Below are 18,054 nucleotides of genomic sequence, written 5' to 3' on the forward strand. Positions count from 1 at the left end.
GCTGCGACGATGATCCGCATGACCTTGACGCCAGGAAAACAACGGCTAGCGCTGGCAGGTGCAGGAGCCGTGTGCATCGGTGGTGTCCTGACGGCCGGCATGCTGCTGCGCGACGTCGTCCCGCCCGCCGATGCGTGGCTTTTCGCCCACGCTACCGCCGCGTCCGGAAGCACCATCGCGACCGTAGCCACCACCATCAGCGCTGCGGGGACGCTGCTTTGCCTGATCGGCGTGGCCGGGGGTATCGCCGCTGTGTGGTGGCGCGGCCGCGCGCGGGCGACGGGCTTTCTGCTGCGGTCAATCACCGTGGGCCTGCTGTGCGCCTCGTTGATATTCGCGCAGGATCTGATTCTGCGACCCGGCCCACCGCTGCAGCCGCAGGCCGGCACGTTCCCGAGCGGTCACGTGACTGTTCTGATGGCAGCGGTGGTCACCGCGGCGTTGCTTTTCGGGTCACAGCGGCCAGGCTGGCTGCGGGCGGTCATGGGAGTGGGGTTCACCACCGCCGTGCTGGTCTCGGGGAGCCGGGTGGTCCTCGGCGAGCACTGGCTGGTCGACGTCGTCGCCGCGCTTATCGGCACCATTGGCATCGGCCTGCTGGCCGGTGCAGCGCTCCGAGTCGTTCCAACCGGTGCCGGTGCCGGTGCCGGTGCCGGTGCCGGTGCCGTCGCCTGAGCCTGGATTGGCTCGGTCAGCGGGTGTAGTCGAGTTTGCAGTGTCCTCGGCTGACGGCACCTCGAACGGCCCGGACGTGTCAGCCGCGGGAGTCGTGCTGAGAGCCTGGTAAGTAACCGGTTCTGTGCCGCCGTGGGAGACGCGTCGTCGCCGGCCGGGCCGCGCGAAGCGGTCGTCGTCACCGTAGTTGGGCGCAGCCTCCTCGAGTGGTGGAGCCGCGGGTCGCCGTCGAGGACGTCCGTTCCTGTGCCGAGCTGATGAGCTGGACGCCCTCGACGACGACTGAACCCGGGGCGCCGCGCCGTCCTACGGCGTGGCGAGCGCCTCGGTTGGTGCGAGCCGGGCCGCGCGGATCGCCGGGTAGAGGCCGGCCATCGCGCCGATCACCAGCGTGGCCAGGACGCCACCGGCGGTCGCCCACGCGGGTACCACCGTCGGCCACTCCTGGGTGAGCGAGTACAGCGCGGTCACCGCCACCCCGATCACCATGCCGCCGGCTCCGCCCAACGCCGATAGCAGCAGCGATTCGGACAGGAACTGCCCCCGGATCTGGCCACGCGTGGCACCCAGCGACCGGCGCAGGCCGATCTCCGCCCGGCGTTCGAGTACCGAGATGACCATCGTGTTGGCCACACCGACCCCACCGACCAGGAGCGCCACCGCGCCGAGGCCGAGCAGCAGCCCGGTGAACGCCTCGTCGGTGGCCTCACGCGCGGCGAGCGCGTCGGACGGCCGGGACACCTTGACCTCGTTCGGCGCCTCCGGGTTCGCGGTCGCCGCCAGGACGGCACGCACCTCCTCGACCGACGGGTCGGTCGTCCTCGTGTAGACGGTGGTCGGGTGGCCGTCGAACGTGAGGTACTCCTCGGCGGCCGGCCAACCGACCAGGGCCGCCGAGTCCAGTTCCGGCGCCAGTGGAACCGTGTCGAGGATGCCGATCACGGTGAACCACTGCCCGCCCAGCCAGATCCGCACCTCGGCACCGACCGTGGCGATGCCCAGCCGCTTCGCCGTCGCCGAACCGAGCACCACCGCCGGGTACCGGTCGGTGGCCGCGTTCAACCACGTCCCCTCGACGACGGAGGCACCGACGGTCGCGAGCAGTTCCAGATGCGCTGCCCGCACGGCGATGCCGCCGGACTGCACCGACGGAATCCGGTCGTTGCGGTAGACCTTGGTGTCGGACACGGTGCCGGTCGCGGCGACCCGGGTCACCGGCCCGATGCGGGAGATCATCGCCACCGCCTCCAGTGGCAGCTTGGCGTCCTCGCCCAGCAGCGTGTTGCCGGGCGCCACCGTGAGCAGGTTGGTGCCGAGAGCGGCCAGTTGCCGGTCCACCTCCGCCCGGCTGGAGCTGGAGATCCCGACGACCGCGGTCATCGCGGCGATGCCGATGGCGATGCCGAGTGCGGAGAGGAACGCCCGCAGCGGCCGGGTGCGCAGGCCGGCGCCGCCGACCCGGAGCAGGTCGCCCGGGCGCAGCCGGTCCGGGCTCAGCGTCTGTGCGGCCGACCGGCGCGTGGTCGTGGTCGTCACGCGACCACCTCCCCGTCTCGCATGACCACCTGGCGCGGCAGCGACGTCGCGATGTCGCGGTCATGCGTGATGACCATGACCGTCGTGCCGCCCGCGTGCAGTTCCCGGAGCAGCTCGACCACTCCCGCGCCCGACGCGGAATCGAGGTTGCCGGTCGGCTCGTCGGCGAGCAGAAGCGCGGGTTCGCCGATCACCGCACGGGCGATCGCCACCCGCTGCTTCTCACCACCGGACAGCTGGTGGGGCTCGTGATCGAGCCGGTCGGCGAGACCCACCCGGGTGAGTGTCGCCTCGGCCCGCGCCCGCCGTTCGGCAATGCCGACACCGGAGTACAGCAGCCCGTCGGCGACGGCCTCCACGGCGGGCTGGCCCGGCGCCAGGTGGAACTGCTGGAATACGAACCCGATCCGGCGGGCGCGCAGCGCCGACAGCTGCCGGTCCGCCAGCGCGGCGACGTCGTGCCCGTCGATGCGGACCGTACCGGTGGTCGGCCGGTCGAGCGTGCCGATGAGATGCAGCATCGTGGACTTCCCCGAGCCGGACGGCCCGACGATCGCGAGCAGTTCGCCGTACCCGACGGACAGGCACACCTCCCGGACGGCGGTCACATCGCCGGGATACGTACGCGTCACCATGTTCAGGTCCACCACAAAATCGGTCACGACGGCACCCCCACGGTCATCCCCTCGGTCAACCCGTCGCCGGACACCTCGACCCGGCCACCGGCGAACAGCCCGGTCTCCACGGCCATTACGCGGCTCGACGCGCCCTCCACGATCTCCACCCCGTAGCCGCCCTCGGCCAGCGCCAGCAGGGCCGCGACCGGAATGGTGAGCACGTTCTCCCGCTTCGACGCGGTGAACGCGACGGTCACCGCCGCACGGTCCAACGTGGCCAGCGCGGTCTGGTCGTCGATGGACACGGTGACCTCCAGCGTGGTCTCGGAATCGCCGCCGCCACCCTCGCTGTCGTCGACCACCGTCTCGGCCGCGATGACCTTTCCGGCGGACTTCTTGCCGTTGGGCAGCGTCACCTCGACCGCAGCACCGACCGGAGCCAGGCGGGCGTCGCCGATGTTGAGTTCGACCGTGGCCACGCGTGCCGTACCGGTACAGCTGAGAACGGCAGTACTCGCCTGTACCGCCGCGCCGACGCTCGCCGACTGTGTCTCGACCCGCAGCGGAGCGGCCGCGAACACGACCCGGCCGAGGTCGACCACACCCGTCTCGTCGATGCCGAGGTCCTCCTGCCACTCCCGCACGGCCGAGGCGGTCGAACCGGTGTACTCCTCGTCCACGGTGAACCCGTCGTACCCGAGCGCCGCGAGGTTGGTCTCGAACTGCTTCACGTCCGCCCCCTCGATCCCGCTCGACAGGGCCCGGTACGCGGGCAGTGTCCCGATGAGGACGATCACCGGCTTGTCGTCGATCCGGAACAGGGCCTGCCCGCGCTGGATCACCGTGCCCACACCCGCCATGCTGGTGACCGTTCCGGCGGCCCGCGCCGACACCGTCACCGGCGCGTCGTAGCCGAGTTCGCCACTCTCCGACTTGGTCTCCACCAGGGTCTGCCGGGTGACCGGCGTCGTCGCCGGCACCCGATCCCGGGCGGTTTTATCGGTCTCCCCGGACCAGTCGAGCCCGACGGCCGCGAGGGCCGCGGTTCCACCAACGAGCACCACGGCCACGCCGATGGCCGCCCGCGTGATCCAGCGCTGGCGGCGCGACCTGGGTTGACGCCGCGTCATCGGGTTCGACCCGGACCCGTGCCGCTCGGCCGCGGCACGAGCTGCTCGCACTTCTCCTGGGCGGACTTGAACGCTTCGGACTTGGTGTCGACGCCCTTGAGCTGGCTGCCCGATCCGCCGGTGTCACCCTCCGGGTCCGGGAAGTCCGGCACGCCGTTTTCGCGCATGCACTGCGCGAACTTGCGCTGCCGCTCGATCGACTCCGCGTCGATCTGCGGCGGCTCGCCGCCGTTCGGGCTGTACTGCTTGCACTTCTCCATTGCCGCCTTCACCACATCCTGATCGGTGCCCTGCGGTATTAGCGCGCCGCCGCCGCTGTCCCCGCCGGGGTCCTTGAAGTCGGGCACGCCGTTCTCGCGCATGCACTGCGCGAACTTCAGGCTGTCGCCGCGCTGGGCGGCGTTCGCGCTGCTCGTGGCGTTGGGACCGTCGCCGGCGGACGCCACGCCGCCGTCCTCGTCGGAGCCGGAACAGCCGGTGAGGGCCAGGACGGTGGCCAGCGCCGCCGCGACGGCGAGGAGCAGCCCGACCTCGCGGACCGTCCGGGTCGGTGTCGGAAACATCTGTCGTGTCATGCGGCCACCGTGCCGGCGGCGCCGTGCTACGCGCGTCTACCGGCGGGGAGCGGACCCGCGTCTATCCCGCGATATACGTCCGCCACCGGGGGATCCACCCCGCGGTGCACGCGACTGCGACGGCTCCGGCGGTAGATTCGCCCATCGTGGGAGGTCGGATCGGAATTGCCGTTCGGACGCGACCAGTGGTCCGGGACGGGGCGGTGGCGCTCGCGTTGCTCGCGGCGTGCGCCGTCGTAAACTCCCCGACCGCGGTGGTCACGGCGGGCAACCGGATCACCGGAGAAGGCCCGCACACCGGGCAGCTCGTGACCTGGTGGGTGGCGGCGGCGATCGCCGTGGTCGCGATCGCCGCGCGCAGCCGGTGGCCGGCGTCGATGCTCGTCCTCGGCACGGTAGCGGTCGGCATGCACATGGCGCTGCCGGTCCCGTTCATGATCATCGACCTCGCTGTCCCGATCCTGCTCTACACAGTCGCCCTGCGCTACCACCGTGCCGCTTCGGTGGGAGCGCTGGCCGGCCTGCTGATCGGCGTCGCCGGGTGGAGCCTGTACTCGGCGGCGAACTCGCTGCCGGTCCCCGGCCTGCCGGACCGCATCCCGGTGGTGCCCGCCCGCGCCGCGGTGGGCGGCCCCGCGCCGCCCGGCCCGGTCCGCTCGACGAACATCGCCCAGAACACGTGGAGCGGCGTGCTCCTGCTCGGATCGGTGCTGATCGCCTCGTGGGCCACCGGTTCGGCCGCCCGCAGCCAGCGGGCCCGCGCGCTGGACCTGGAGCGGGAACAGGAGCAGCGGGCCACCCTCGCCGCTACCGCAGAACGCGCCCGGATCAGCCGCGAACTACACGACGTGGTGGCGCACGGCCTGTCGGTGATGGTCACTCAGGCGCAGGGCGCGGCGGCCGCCCTGGACCGGAAACCGGCCGACACCCGGACGGCGCTGGAGGCGATCGTGGCGACCGGCCGCGACTCGCTCGCCGACATGCGACGGGTGCTCGCCCGGGTCGACGGGATCGAGGACGTCTGGCATCCGCAGCCCGGCCTGGACCGGTTGCCGGCCCTGGTCGGTCAGGTGACGGAGGCCGGCACGAAGGTGCGGCTCACGGTCGACGGCAAGCGCCCCGCCCTACCATCCACTGTGGACCTTTCGGCGTACCGGATCGTGCAGGAGGCGCTCACGAACACGATGAAACACGCCGGACCGGGCGCGTCCGCCGAAGTGGCGGTGTCCTTCCAGGACTACCGCGTAGAAATCGAGGTCCGCGACGACGGCCGCGGCGGCACCCCGGGCGGTGGCGGCACTCCGGGCGGTGGCGGCCACGGGCTGCGCGGCATGCGCGAGCGGGTGTATCTGCTCGGCGGCCGGTTCTCGGCCGGCCGGGGCGAGGCCGGCGGTTTCGTCGTGCGGGCGGTGCTGCCGGTGCGAGGGCAGGACGCGTGATCCGGGTGCTGGTCGTCGACGACCAGGCCCTGGTGCGGGCCGGTTTCCGCATGATCCTCGAGAACGCCGACGACATGGAGGTGATCGGCGAGGCCGGCGACGGCGCGGAGGCGACCACCGCCGCGATGGAGCGCCAACCCGACGTGGTGCTGATGGACGTGCGGATGCCCGAGGTCGACGGCGTCGAGGCCACCCGGCGCATCTGCGCACAGGACGACCGGATCCGGGTACTGATCCTGACCACCTTCGATCTCGACGAGTACGTCTACGCGGCCCTGCACGCGGGTGCGAGCGGGTTCCTGCTCAAGGACACGCTCGCGCCGGACCTGCTCACGGCGATCCGGGTGGTGGCCCGCGGCGACGCCGTGGTGGCGCCGTCGGTGACCCGCCGCCTGCTCAACCGGTACATCGGCGCTGCACCGGCGGCCGCACCGACGGCGCCGCTGACGCCCGTCACCACGGTGACCGACCGGGAACGGGAGGTGCTCACATTGGTGGCCCAGGGCCTCACCAACGCGGAGATAGCGGGCCGGCTATACCTCTCCGAGGGTACGGTGAAGACCCACGTCCATCGGATCCTGACCAAGCTGTCGCTTCGTGACCGAGTGCAGGCAGTGATCTACGCCTACGAGCAGGGCCTGATCCGCGCCGGCCAAACAGATTGATGGACATCAACGCACGGGCGGGTATTCGTCATCGCGGGAGCGTCCCTCGCCGGTGCGAAGGCGACGGAGACGCCGCGGGCCGAGGGCATTGAACATCGACCGTAGCTGCGATACCCCCCCGCGATCGGTTGCCATCCTCATCTGTTTGATCGGCGGAAACTCCTTTGCTCAAAGTGGCCCGAGCCGCACCGGACGTTGCCTGAACGGTCGCATCGCCATATTGACTCCCTCACTGGGCGACAGTGTCGACGAACTTATATGGGCGGTCACCGGAGTGGTGGTCACCCTTGGGCTGCGCTCCAAAGGCGATCGCCGAGCGGTGCCCGGATTCTCGTTAAGCCCTTGGCGACGACGTGCATGCGCACCAACGACGCTATGTAGTCACATAGGAGTCACTGCACGGGCCTCGGGGGCCGTAGACCGCAAGAGCGGTCAGCCTCTCGAATGCTCGCGCGTACGCCGCCGCAATCTCGTCGGGCCTGGTGAGAGACAGTTCGGCGGTGTAGGTGTCGAACTGGACGAGTTGTCGTCGATGATCCAGAAACCGGTATGGAGTGGCACGCGGTAGGCCGGCACCAAGCGGGACCACACCGAAGCGAACCTGCGGCAAATTGATCGCCGCGGACAGGCGCTCAAGCTTGTTTCGCACGACGTCTCGTCCGCCGACGTTGGTTCGGAGGGCTGGCTCGCCGACCAGGATGTGGAAGCGTCGGTTCCCGTGGTTCAGGATCGCTTGTCGAGCGAGTCGAGCCTCGGCGCCCTTGTCGGCGTCATCGGGGATCTGGAAGAAGTCGATCGTGACGGCGAGGAAGGCCAGCGCATACCCGGAGTCAAGCTGGTCGACCGCGGCGAGTGCGCGAGGACGTGCTGGAGATGATCCTGACCGCGACGAGGCTCCCCGCCGCGCTAGGCCTTGACATCCGGGCGTTCATCGCCGCCCTCAACGTGGCCCGCGATCGCCTGCGTAGCGTGTTCGACCGCTACACCGCCGAGTAGGTCGGGGCAATGATGCACCGGATGATCGACGAGTCGGAGTGGGCCACCCGCCGGCGTCTGGCCGAACTGCCGGATACCACCGTGCACGTGAGCCACTTCCTGGAGCACGACGGGCACACCAACCACCTGTCCACAGTGAACCTGCGCGCGGTCAAGAATGGCGACGAACTCGTGCTGGACTTCAGCGGCCAGCCGCCGGTCGATGTCGGCGATGCGGGCCAGGTGGTCGTCGACGGCGCCGTAGGCGACCAGGTCGGGCAGGCCGTGCATGAGGTCGACGGTCGCGACGGACAGTTCGCCTCGCAGCGGACGAGTCGGCCGTCGCTGCAGCGGGCGGCGGCTGCCTGGATGACCGGCACCGCGACACCGACCGCGACGAGTCCCACCGCCAGCGTCACGCCGGCGGCGGGCAGCATCGCGCCCACGAGGACGACCGAGCCGGCGCCGACCAGAACCGTCACCGTGTACGGCAGCAGTACCCGGATCAGTGCGTCGAGAACGGCCTCGACGTCGGTGACGGGGCGCACGCCGCGGCTGATTCCGAACGCCCGCACGGCGACGATCGCCACCATCAGGTGCAGCACCGGCGGATGCAGCGCCGCGCGGGAGATGAGTAACGCCGCCGTGGCCATCAGCCCGACGCCAGCCCGGTGGCTCCGACACCCGCCACAGTGGACAGTGCGAGCCGGCTACTGCCGCCGGCCGCGTGGCAGACAGCAGTAGCCGCAGCCAGGCCGGTGTCACGATGCTCCGGTCCCGCCGGGCACCGGCATAGGGATGGCGCGGTCGGCGAGAGCGACCAGGTCGGGCCGGTGCGCCGCGATGATGACGGTCCGCCCGGCGGCGAGCAGCCCGACGCCAGCACCCCGGCGGCGGTCTCCGCGTCGAGGTTCGCCGTAGGTTCGTCGAGCAGGACGAGCGGGGCGTCCCGCAGGAAGGTCCGGGCGAGCGCAACCCGCTGTCGCTGGCCGGCGGACAGGCCGGTGCCGCTGTCGCCGAGGCGCGTGGTATAGCCGTCGGGTAGTGCGTCGATGAAGGATGTGCCGTCGCCACGCGACAAGGTCCGCGCCGGACAGCGACACGTCGTCGACGAGCACCTGTCCGGCGGCGGGCGGCACCAGTCCGAGCGGGGCCGACAGTGCCTCGGCCAACCGCACGGCCAGCGGACGTGTACGCAGCCCTGCCTGATTTGCTAACCCATGCGGACGTGACCGCCAGCGAATACGCGGCGGCCTCAGCGAGCTGGACAACCCGGGTTGCGCACCACCATCCACGTGGCCATCATACGGAGGTGCCTTCGCGCGGGACGGTCTGTTCGACGACGTGACCCCGCTTCTGAGTTGGAAACGCCCCGTCATGACCCTGTCCGTCGCGCGGCGTCCGGTTCAGCGGTGTCTCCGACTGGGTGATCGGCTCAGGGCGCGTGTCCGGGCGCCGATGAAACCGGTGTGGTGGACAGTTTCGGGGCGGATCTTGAAGTCCTTGGCGAGTTGGGCCGTGGCGCTTACGCAACCGTCTACCGGGCGCGCCGTCACGGTGTCGACTACGCGTTGAAGGCGCCGCACCGGGAGGTGGGTGGCGCCGGTGACTTGCTGCTGCAGTTCCGCCGGGAGGCGGCGCTGTTAGCCCGGCTGGACCACCCGGGCGCGCCCCGGCCCCACGACGTCGGGCAAGCCGATGGCCGGCCATATCTAGTGATGGACCTGATTGAGGGCTCCCCGCTGGCTGCGGTGCTGGAGCAGGGGCCGATCGACGAGGCGGTTCTTGTCCGCCTCGGGTGGGACGTGGCGGGCGTGCTTGCGGCGGCGCACAGTGTCGGCCTGGTACACCGTGACATCAAGCCGTCGAACATCGTGGTGGCGTCCGACGGCATCGGCCGGTTGATCGACTTCGGGCTCGCAGACCGTGATCAAATCGCCCACCGGGACGACGCCGCGGCGGCGGGGACGTTCGACTACTCCGCGCCGGAGCAGACAGGTATGCTCCGGCGGGCGGTGGACGGCCGGGCGGACCTGTACTCGTTGGGCGTGGTGCTGTTCGAGTGCGCCACCGGAACGCTGCCGTTCGTCAGCGACGACGTCGGCGAGCTGATGCGCCTGCATGCCGTGGCCGCCCCACCCGACCCGCGGGTGACGTTGCCCGAGTTGTCACCCGGATGCGCCGAGGTCATCGGCCGGTTGCTCGCCAAGGACCCTGATGACCGTTACCAGTCCGCCGACGACCTGCGCCGCGCCCTAGCGGCGCTGATGCCGGCCGGGTGGCCGGGCGGCGACGCGGTGGCGGATCCCGTCGGCGCGGGTGCCAGCGCCCGGTTGATCGGCCGGGCTGCGGAGCGGGCGGATCTACGCGAAACTTGGCAGCGTGCCCGCACCGGGACTGGCGGCATCGTGCTGGTGTCGGGGGCCACCGGAACCGGCAAGAGCATGCTGGCGCGGGAGTTGGTCACCTCGGCGCGCGCCGACGGTGCGTTGACGTTGGCCGGCAAGTGCGATCCGGACGAGCCGGTGCCGTTGGGGGCCCTGCGTACAGCGATCGACCGGTATGTCCGATCCGTGATCGCGATGTCCGATCCCGACCGAGCGGCGGGGATCGCCCGCGTCCGGGCGGCCGCCGGCGCCGGCGCGGCCCTGCTGGCGCCGCTGTCGCTGGCGCTGGCCGAGGTGCTCGCGGCGCCGGCCGTGTCCGTCGAGGACCGGTCCGAACAGCTCGTGGCGGCGGTGGCCGAGTTGCTGACGACCCTCGCCCGCTCGGCCGGCGGGCTGGTGCTCCACCTCGACGACGTGCAATGGGCCGATCCGGCCACCCGCCGGGTGCTGCGCCGGCTAGCCGGCGACATGCTGGACGCCCCGCTGCTCCTGGTCGCCACCGCGCGCGAGGGCGCCGAGTACCAGCAGGCGGTGGACGGATTCTGCGCCGACGCCGGGGATACTCTGGCGCTGCGGGTCACCCTAGGCCCGCTCGACGACGAGCGGATCGCCGACCTGGTCTCGGCCCACCTCGGCGGGACGCGGGTCGGGCCGGAACTGGCCGCGCAGCTCGCGGTGCGCGGCGGCGGCAACCCGTTCGCCACGCTGGAGTACCTGCACGCGCTCGTCGACGCCGGGGCGCTCTACCCGAACTGGGGCGTGTGGCAGCTGGACGCCGACCTGCTGGAGGCGCTTCGGCTGCCCGCCGACGTGCTCGATCTCGTCCTGGCCCGGGTCGACGGTCTCGGCGACCAGACACGAGACGTCCTCATGGTCGCTGCGGCAGTCGGTTCCCGCTTCCCCCCCGACCTGGTGGCCGAGGCCACCGGGCTCGAACCCGGGGTGGTCTTCGCCGCGGTGCGCGAGGCCATCGATCACCGGCTGGTGGAGACTGCCGGGGCCGAGGTCGGATTCGTGCACGACCGGATCCGGGAGGCGCTGCTGCTCGGCCAGGACGCCAGCGAACTGCGCCGGGTGCACCAGCGGCTCGCCGAGGCACTCGACGCGCGCGGATCCGGCACCCCCGACCAGGTGTACGCCGTGGCCGCGCACTACGCCGCCGGCGAGACCGACCAGACACCGGAGCAGGTCTACTACACCGGACTCGCCGCCGGCCGGCTGGCACTGGTGGAAAACGCGCACGCCGCCGCGGTGGCGTTCCTGGAGCCGGCGGCCGCCGCAGCCACTGCGGCCGGCATCGCGCCGGACAGCGAGTTTCGCGAGGCGGTGGCGCAGGCGTATTTACGCACCGGGCGGCTCGACGCGGCCAAGCGGGAGCTGGGCCTGGCGCTGGACTCGGAGCGCGAGCCGCTACGCCGGGCGGCCCTGCTGCTGACGCTGTCCAACGCCCAACGCGACGGCTGGGAGCTGACCGCGGCAGTCGAGACGTGTCGGGAGGGCCTGGCCACTATCGGCCACCCGATGCCGCGTAACTCGTTCCTGTTGGTCGTGTCCACGCTGTGGGCGCTGCTGCTCGCGGGGACGGTCGGGAGGCTCGGCTGGGGGCGGCTGCACCCCACGCGGACTCCGCCGGACATACGCGAACGGGTCCGGCTGCGCGCGGCCCTCAACATCTCCGCGATGCACAGCTCCGCCGTAGGGGTGATGAAGCCCGAGGCGCCGTTCTTCGGGGCGCGTGTCGCCTGGCCGGCCACCCGGCTCGGCATTTCTCCCGTGTATGTGGAGCACCTGGTCTCGCGCGGCATGTTCTTCGCCAAAGTGCGTCAGTGGCGCCGCGCGGAGCGGGTCTTCGCCCGCGCCGCCACCATCGCCACAACCGACCTGCGCGACCCGAAGCTTGCCGCTGGCGTTGTCGTGATGTCCGCGCTGGCGAAGCTGATCGGCGGCATCGACGACGGCCAGGTCGCCTTCCGGGTCTGCGAGGAGCAGCGGCGCTGGCTGGACACGGGGCTCTACCTCAGCGGCGTCCTGACCCGCTGCCAGCACCTGGTGAACTGCGGCCACGCCAGGCAGGCCCTGACCTGGTACGAGCACGGGCTGACCGCTGTGGCCGCGGCCGAGCTCCCGGCCGGGATCGTCCACGGCAATGCCGCAGTGATGGCGCACGCACTGCTCGGTGACGCCGCGCGGGCGGCCACGCTGCTCGATGAGCAGCGCCGCCATGGACCTGACGAGACGGCCCGGCTCGTCAGCGTCGTCCTGGCCGCCATCCAGTGCGCCTACGAGCGGGGCGATTTCGGCGAGCCGTTCGAGGCTGCGATAGCCGAGTTCGACCGGCTCGGCGTGCGGCTGTCGGCGCTGTTCACGGTGTACCGCACCTATTACGTCTACCTGGCTCTGGGCCGGCTCGCGCAGTGTCACCAGGCGACCCCCGGGGAGTTGCCGGCCCGGCTGGACGCGGCCCGGCGCGCAGTGCGCCAGCTACAGCGGGCGGCCAACGGGCCGCTGCTGCGCGGCTACGCGGCGGCGGCCCGGGCCGGGCTGCTGCAGTTGCGCGGCGAGCACGACAAGGCGCTCACGCTGCTCGCCCGACACGAACCGGCCATCTACCGGCTCGACGCCCCCGCGATCGGTTTCGAGATGGCCAGGATCCGGGCGCGAGCACTCGGCGCGCTCGGTGTGGACGGCGAGGCACAGCGTCAGGCGGAGGTGGCGCTCGCGCTGGCCACCAGGTACGGCTGGACCCACCGGGCTCGCTGGGTGCGCACGGAGTTCGGGGTGGCCGAGGCGCCTACGCCGCGCGGCGGCCGGAGCAACCGGAAGGCCACCGCGGTCGCTAGCGACCGTTCCTACCGCCGGCTAGAGGCGCTACAGCAGGTCAGTCTCGCCGCCGCCCGCGTGCTGGACCCGCACGAGCTGAGCCGCGTGGCACTTGACCAGACGCTGACGATCCTCGGCGCCGAGCGGGCGCTGCTGTTCCTGCCGGACAGCGATGCGACACTTCGCCCCGTCCTGGGCCGCGACCGTGTCGGGCACGACATGGACGAACTTGCTGGCTACAGCTCCTCCCTGGTCGAGCGGGTGGCGGTCGAGCGCGCGGCCATCGTCATCACCGGCACCGAGGAGGGCGCCGCCGTCGGGTCGCACAGCGCCGTGGTGTACGGCCTGCGCAGCATCATGATCGCACCGATGGAGATCGACGGGCGGCTCATCGGCGCTGTCTACCTCGACAGCCGGGTCGCGAAGGGCGTGTTCACCGACGACGATGTCGAAATCTTGTCGGCCATCAGCCACCACGTCGCGACATCCCTGGAGACGGCGCGGGCGGCCCAACTCGACGCTGCGGTGCAGGTGGCCCGCCGGCAGCGGGATATCGCCGAGACGCTACGCCAGACGATGACCGAGCTGACCGGCACACTCCAGCCGGATCAGGTCATACAACGGCTGCTCGAGGTGGCCGTCGAGGCTGCCTCGGCCGATTGGGTCGGCGTTCTCTTGCGCGAAGATGGCGCGCTCACGCTGACGGCTCCGGACGGGAGGCGCCCGTTCGAGATCGAAGTCGCGGTCCCGCTTCAGCCGGAATCCGGTACGGCATCCGAGCCGGTTCCCGCCTACATACGCGCGGTGTTGGGACCGTCCCGCTGCTGGTTGGCCGTCCCGCTGTCCACCCGCAGCCAGGGCAGCGGGGTGTTGATCGCCGGATCCGGTCGCGACGCGTTCACCGACGCCCAGATCGAGATCACTGCCGCGATCGTCCGGCAGGGTGCCACGGCCTACGACAACGCCACGCTGTTCGCCGAGGTCCAGCGGTTGGCCATCACCGACGGGCTGACAGGCATCGCGAACCGGCGCCACTTCACCGACCTGGCCACCCGACAACTAGACATCGCCACGCGCAACAACCGTCCGGTAACCGCGATGATGCTCGACATCGACCACTTCAAACGCGTCAACGACACCTACGGGCACAGCACAGGTGACGAGGTGATCAGGACCGTCGCGCGCGTCCTGGCCGGGCAGCTACGCGACCACGACATCGTCGGTCGCCTCGGCGGCGAGGAGTTCGCGGTCCTGCTCCCGGAGATGCACGGCGACCCAATCGAGACCGCGAACCGGGTCCGGGCCACGGTGGAGGCGACGACGTGTGCCGGCCCGGACGGCCCGGTGAAGGTCACCATCAGCGTGGGCCTGACCGATCTCAAGCCCGACGACAACCTCGACACGTTGCTCAACCGAGCCGACGAGGCGCTCTACCGCGCGAAGCAGAGCGGCCGCAACCGGGTTCAGGTGGGCTGAACCGGGCTCAGGCCCGCGCCCGCAGGGCGGGCGAGCACGGCAGCGCATCGCCGGCGCGCACCAGCGCTGGGCCGCGTCCATTCAGCCAGGCAACCGTCGAGGCAGCGGCGCGTCCCCGGCTGCGCCGCTGTTCGGCGGTCGGTCCAGGTCGGCGATCACGAAGACTCCAGGATGAGACGCGCATGGAAGCGCCGATCTTGAAAACTTGGTATACACCGGCCACGTGGATGAGTAGTTGTTGCAGCTCACGGATCACGGCGCAGAGGACCAGGCTGGCGTATCGGCTCTTGGGCCCGGGTGCAGTAGGTGCAGAAGGGGGGTGCCACGGACTTTCCGGACAAGGGATCTATTAAGATCCTTCTCTGGAAAAGTGAGGAATTGTGCCTGAGAAGCGTCGAAATTATTCCCCCGAATATCGTGCCGCGGCGGTCGAGCGGGTGATCGAGTCGTCGCTACCGATAGCAAAGGTCGCTCGGGAACTTGGCATCCTGGAGGGAACCCTCGGTAACTGGGTCGCGGCGTACGGACGCGAGCACGCCGGCGAGGAGCCGAAGCTGACGCTTGATGAGCGGGCCAGCCTCCGTGAGGCGGAGCGGGAGTTGCGGGAAGTCAAGATGGAAAATGAGTTCCTAAAAAAATGTGCCTCGTACTTCGCCCAGCGCCAGCCGTAAGCGAGAAGTACGAGTTCATACAGTCTTTTGAGACCGGTGACGGGTCATACCAGTTTCCGGTGGTGTTCATGTGCGCGCGGCTGCGCGTATCCCGGTCCGGCTTCTACGAATGGAGAGACCGCGACGTGTCGGCGACCGCGCGACGGAGAACCGATATCAGCCGCGTTGTTGAGTTTTCATTCACCGAATCCGACGAGACGTACGGGTACCGGCGGGTGTACGCCGACCTGGTCCGCTGGGAGGTGGACTGCAGCCTCGAGTTGGTCCGGTCCATCATGCGTGAGCTGGGCCTGGTGCCCTGCCAGCCGCGACCCTGGCGACACAGCCTGACCGAGGCCGCCGCCGAGTCCGCCCGCACCGCCCAGCGCACCAACGAGATCGTCGCGAGGCTCGGCCAGTCCTCCACCGAGATCAGCAGCGTCGTCAAGCTGATCACCTCGATCGCCGAGCAGACCAACCTCCTCGCCCTCAACGCCACGATCGAGGCCGCCCGCGCGGGCGAGTCCGGCAAGGGCTTCGCCGTCGCGGCCACCGAGGTCAAAGACCTGGCCCAGGAGACCGCCAAAGCCACCGACGACATCTCCCGGCGAATCGCCGCTATCCAGAGCGAAACCGACCAGGCGGGCGCCGCTATCGGCGAGATCACCTCGGTCACCCACCGGATCAACGACTACACCTCGACAATCGCCGCCGCCGTCGAGGAACAAACCGCCACCACGACCGAAATGTCCCGCAACGTCAACGACGCCGCCACCAGCGCCGCCGACATCGCCGCCACCATCAGCGGCGTCGCACAAGCCGCCGACTCCACCGCCACCGGCGCCACCCAAACCCAAACCACCGCCCAGGACCTGGCACGCATGGCCGCCGAACTCCAAACCACCGTCGCCACCTACCAGGTGTGAACATCTCCACCCCGGTCCAGACGGCGGTGCGCGTTCGGCCGCTTAACAACCGGTGCCGCTGCCTGTCCGTGACGTGTAGGCCCTCGGCGTAATGGGTGCGTCAGGACGAGGCCGACCGCGGCGAGAGGACTGAGCGGAGTTCTTTGTGATTCTCCGGCGAGTCACGCCCCGATTGAGGAGCCTCACGATCACCTATATATCAACAGATTCGGACGCACGTCGACTGTCGCTGCGGCTGGCATGTCCAACAGGTCCAGCCGGAGGTCTGCCCGGGCACCCAAGCCGACCGACTACCCCGAGGCGGCCACCCGTCGGTCACCCCCGGTCGCGGACCGATCGGCCCACGCCGCGCTGGCCCGGATCTGGCGGCGGCCGCTTCAGTGCGACGTGTGCGCGGGCGAGTGCGGCGGCCCAGGCGGTTGGAGGACTCGATCCCGCGGCGGGCGATCAGCGCCGTGATGCCCGGTGCTTGAGCAACACCCGCAGACCGGGTAGTCGTAGCCCTTCTCACCGTGGAGGTTAGCCGGTCGTTTCCGCGGTCGGCCGACCGGCTGCCGCACCGGCGTCACCGCCGCCAGCGCAACCGGCAGGACCAGATGATCGTTGACATTGGCAGCCGACACGCACACCGACAGCGGGGCCACATCCGGCTACATACTGCTCGCCGCCCGGGCACACACGTCGCCGCAGCCCACCTCGCACTCGACGACGCAGCGGGATGCCTGCCACATGCCCGCCGGGCACTTGCGGCACAGCAACGGGGCGGGCAGCGGCCCGAATAGGCCCGGACCTTGCTCACCCGTCGGCCAGGCGCACCGCCACCTCGGCAACTGCCCACACCATCCGCTGCCAATCGGCGCGCCCGCTGAACCAGCCGGCCTGAGCACCGGCACCCGTGGGGCTGACGCCGTCGCCAGATGCTTCGGTTCCTGCCGCGATTGCCGTCGATGGAGCAGGACACACGATCGACGCCCGGCGCGAGTCGGTGATAGTGCAATCCCGACCAGATGGGCGTCACGATGGAGACCGGTGCGGTGACAATCGAGGTGCCCGAAACCCGGTCGAGGCGGGTTGACCCTTACGGCGGAGGCGCCATCGCTTCGGGGTCGTGGGCGTAGATCCAGCCGCTGGCCGCGAGGGGGTCGTCGTTGGTGAACGCCTTGTCTCGGGCCTGTTGCTCGGGGCCGTCGGGGAGATGGTTGATGTGTGATCGGGCACGGCTTACTTGCTGCATTTTGGTGGTGCGGGGGATTCGCAGCTTTTCGTAGCGGCGGAGGGCGTGGGCCGGATCGGCGGGTTCGTCGGCGAGGCAGCCGGCGAGCGTGGCTGCGTCCTCGATCGCCTGGGCGGCGCCCTGGGCGTAGAACGGGAACATCGGGTGAGCCGCGTCGCCGAGGAGCGTGACCGTGCCGTACGTCCAGCAGCGGAGTGGGGGTCGGTCCAGCAGTGCCCAACGTCCGGGCGTCCCGGCCGACTGGATGAGATGGCGTAGGCGGGGATCCCAGTCTTCGAACTCGGTGAGGAACTCCTCAAGGGTCGCCGTCGCGGACCACGATTCGACGGAATAGTCTCCGGCCGGGCAGAAGGCTACGAGATTTACGTACTTCCCGGCCGAGATGGGGTAGTGCACCAGGTGGCGACCGGGGCCGATCCATAGCGTGTGCGCGCGCCGGCGGGCGAACGGCGGGGTCCGCTCGATCGGGACCAGTGCGCGGAACGCGCAGAGGCCGGAATACGTCGCGGGGGTCGCCGTGGCGAGGGACTGGCGCACTGTTGAGTGGATGCCGTCCGCGCCGATGACCACGTCGGCTTCGACCACGTGGCCGTCGTCGAAGCGCAGCACGGGATGATCGACGCTGGTTACGACCTCGATGAGGCGTTTGCGCAGGCGAACCGCTGTGTCGGGGACGGCGAGCTTGATGCAGTCCAGGAGGTCGGCTCGATGGGCGGTGTAGGTGTGTTCACCGTAGAGGCGTTCACACGAGGTGGCGAGGTCCTCGGCCGAGAGGACGGTTCCGTCCCGCCATCGCCGGAATTCCCAGCCGACCTCCATCCGTACGCAACGCCGCACGAGTTCGTCCATCACCCCGAGCCGACGAAGCAGCCGGCCGGCGTTGGGTGCCACCACGAGGCCGGCGCCGACCTCGCCGAGTTCGGATGCCTGTTCGTACACGGTCGCCGGT

14 protein-coding genes and 1 pseudogene are annotated in these 18,054 nt (G+C 70.4%); 8 read left to right on the forward strand and 7 right to left on the reverse strand.

The window, feature by feature from the left end:
• The first annotated feature begins 9 nt into the window (after positions 1 to 9).
• Positions 10 to 675: a phosphatase PAP2 family protein gene (locus Vau01_RS59155; protein ID WP_204012715.1), complete on the forward strand. Its 666-nt coding sequence runs from the start codon at positions 10 to 12 to the stop codon at positions 673 to 675.
• A 306-nt stretch (positions 676 to 981) separates the two neighbouring features.
• Here Vau01_RS59155 and Vau01_RS59160 read toward each other — a convergent pair whose 3' ends face one another.
• Genes Vau01_RS59160 through Vau01_RS59175 form a run of 4 tightly spaced genes read right to left on the reverse strand, consistent with a single transcriptional unit; the run spans position 982 to position 4,533 of the window.
• Entirely contained in the window at positions 982 to 2,211 is a 1,230-nt protein-coding gene (locus Vau01_RS59160; protein ID WP_204012718.1) for an ABC transporter permease, read from the reverse strand.
• Entirely contained in the window at positions 2,208 to 2,846 is a 639-nt protein-coding gene (locus tag Vau01_RS59165) for an ABC transporter ATP-binding protein (protein WP_373320498.1), read from the reverse strand. Before Vau01_RS59165 ends, Vau01_RS59160 begins: the two co-directional genes overlap by 4 nt.
• Positions 2,847 to 2,869: 23 nt before the next feature.
• Positions 2,870 to 3,958: a peptidoglycan-binding protein gene (locus tag Vau01_RS59170; protein ID WP_204012721.1), complete on the reverse strand. Its 1,089-nt coding sequence runs from the start codon at positions 3,956 to 3,958 to the stop codon at positions 2,870 to 2,872.
• Positions 3,955 to 4,533: a hypothetical protein gene (locus Vau01_RS59175; protein WP_239152981.1), complete on the reverse strand. Its 579-nt coding sequence runs from the start codon at positions 4,531 to 4,533 to the stop codon at positions 3,955 to 3,957. Before Vau01_RS59175 ends, Vau01_RS59170 begins: the two co-directional genes overlap by 4 nt.
• A gap of 146 nt (positions 4,534 to 4,679) precedes the next feature.
• Here Vau01_RS59175 and Vau01_RS59180 point away from each other — a divergent pair, with 146 nt between their 5' ends.
• Both Vau01_RS59180 and Vau01_RS59185 read left to right on the forward strand, forming a co-directional pair.
• Complete coding sequence (locus Vau01_RS59180; RefSeq protein ID WP_444546062.1) at positions 4,680 to 5,972, forward strand: sensor histidine kinase; 1,293 nt, start codon at positions 4,680 to 4,682, stop codon at positions 5,970 to 5,972.
• Positions 5,973 to 6,022: 50 nt separating this feature from the next.
• A complete protein-coding gene (locus Vau01_RS59185; RefSeq protein WP_239152985.1) occupies positions 6,023 to 6,637 on the forward strand; it encodes a response regulator in 615 nt (204 codons plus the stop codon).
• A gap of 373 nt (positions 6,638 to 7,010) precedes the next feature.
• On the opposite strand, the gene Vau01_RS65570 is transcribed toward Vau01_RS59185, so the two are convergent.
• Positions 7,011 to 7,454, reverse strand: a complete 444-nt coding sequence (locus Vau01_RS65570) for a Scr1 family TA system antitoxin-like transcriptional regulator (RefSeq protein WP_373320499.1) — start codon at positions 7,452 to 7,454, stop codon at positions 7,011 to 7,013.
• 35 nt (positions 7,455 to 7,489) lie between these two features.
• On the opposite strand from Vau01_RS65570, the gene Vau01_RS59190 reads away from it, so the two are divergent.
• Both Vau01_RS59190 and Vau01_RS59195 read left to right on the forward strand, forming a co-directional pair.
• Entirely contained in the window at positions 7,490 to 7,633 is a 144-nt protein-coding gene (locus Vau01_RS59190) for a hydantoinase B/oxoprolinase family protein (protein WP_204012726.1), read from the forward strand.
• Between the two features lie 21 nt (positions 7,634 to 7,654).
• The gene (locus Vau01_RS59195) at positions 7,655 to 8,356 is read left to right on the forward strand and encodes a hypothetical protein (RefSeq protein WP_204012729.1); all 702 of its coding nucleotides are present in this window, start codon (positions 7,655 to 7,657) and stop codon (positions 8,354 to 8,356) included.
• A gap of 17 nt (positions 8,357 to 8,373) precedes the next feature.
• Here the strand turns inward: Vau01_RS59195 and Vau01_RS64305 are convergent.
• Positions 8,374 to 8,772: pseudogene (locus Vau01_RS64305) on the reverse strand (ATP-binding cassette domain-containing protein); the annotation flags it as partial.
• 312 nt (positions 8,773 to 9,084) lie between these two features.
• On the opposite strand from Vau01_RS64305, the gene Vau01_RS59205 reads away from it, so the two are divergent.
• From Vau01_RS59205 to Vau01_RS59215, 3 genes are all read left to right on the forward strand, one after another.
• Positions 9,085 to 14,295: a diguanylate cyclase gene (locus tag Vau01_RS59205; RefSeq protein ID WP_204012742.1), complete on the forward strand. Its 5,211-nt coding sequence runs from the start codon at positions 9,085 to 9,087 to the stop codon at positions 14,293 to 14,295.
• A 380-nt stretch (positions 14,296 to 14,675) separates the two neighbouring features.
• Positions 14,676 to 14,966, forward strand: coding sequence for a transposase (locus Vau01_RS59210; RefSeq protein WP_204012744.1), 291 nt, complete (start codon positions 14,676 to 14,678; stop codon positions 14,964 to 14,966).
• A gap of 68 nt (positions 14,967 to 15,034) precedes the next feature.
• Entirely contained in the window at positions 15,035 to 15,871 is an 837-nt protein-coding gene (locus tag Vau01_RS59215) for a methyl-accepting chemotaxis protein (protein WP_373320500.1), read from the forward strand.
• Positions 15,872 to 16,949: 1,078 nt separating this feature from the next.
• Here the strand turns inward: Vau01_RS59215 and Vau01_RS59220 are convergent.
• Positions 16,950 to 18,054: FAD-dependent monooxygenase (locus Vau01_RS59220; RefSeq protein ID WP_204012748.1), on the reverse strand; the 1,105-nt coding region annotated here is incomplete at its 5' end.

The organism is Virgisporangium aurantiacum (assembly GCF_016863635.1).
GTDB classification, from domain to species: Bacteria; Actinomycetota; Actinomycetes; order Mycobacteriales; family Micromonosporaceae; genus Virgisporangium; species Virgisporangium aurantiacum.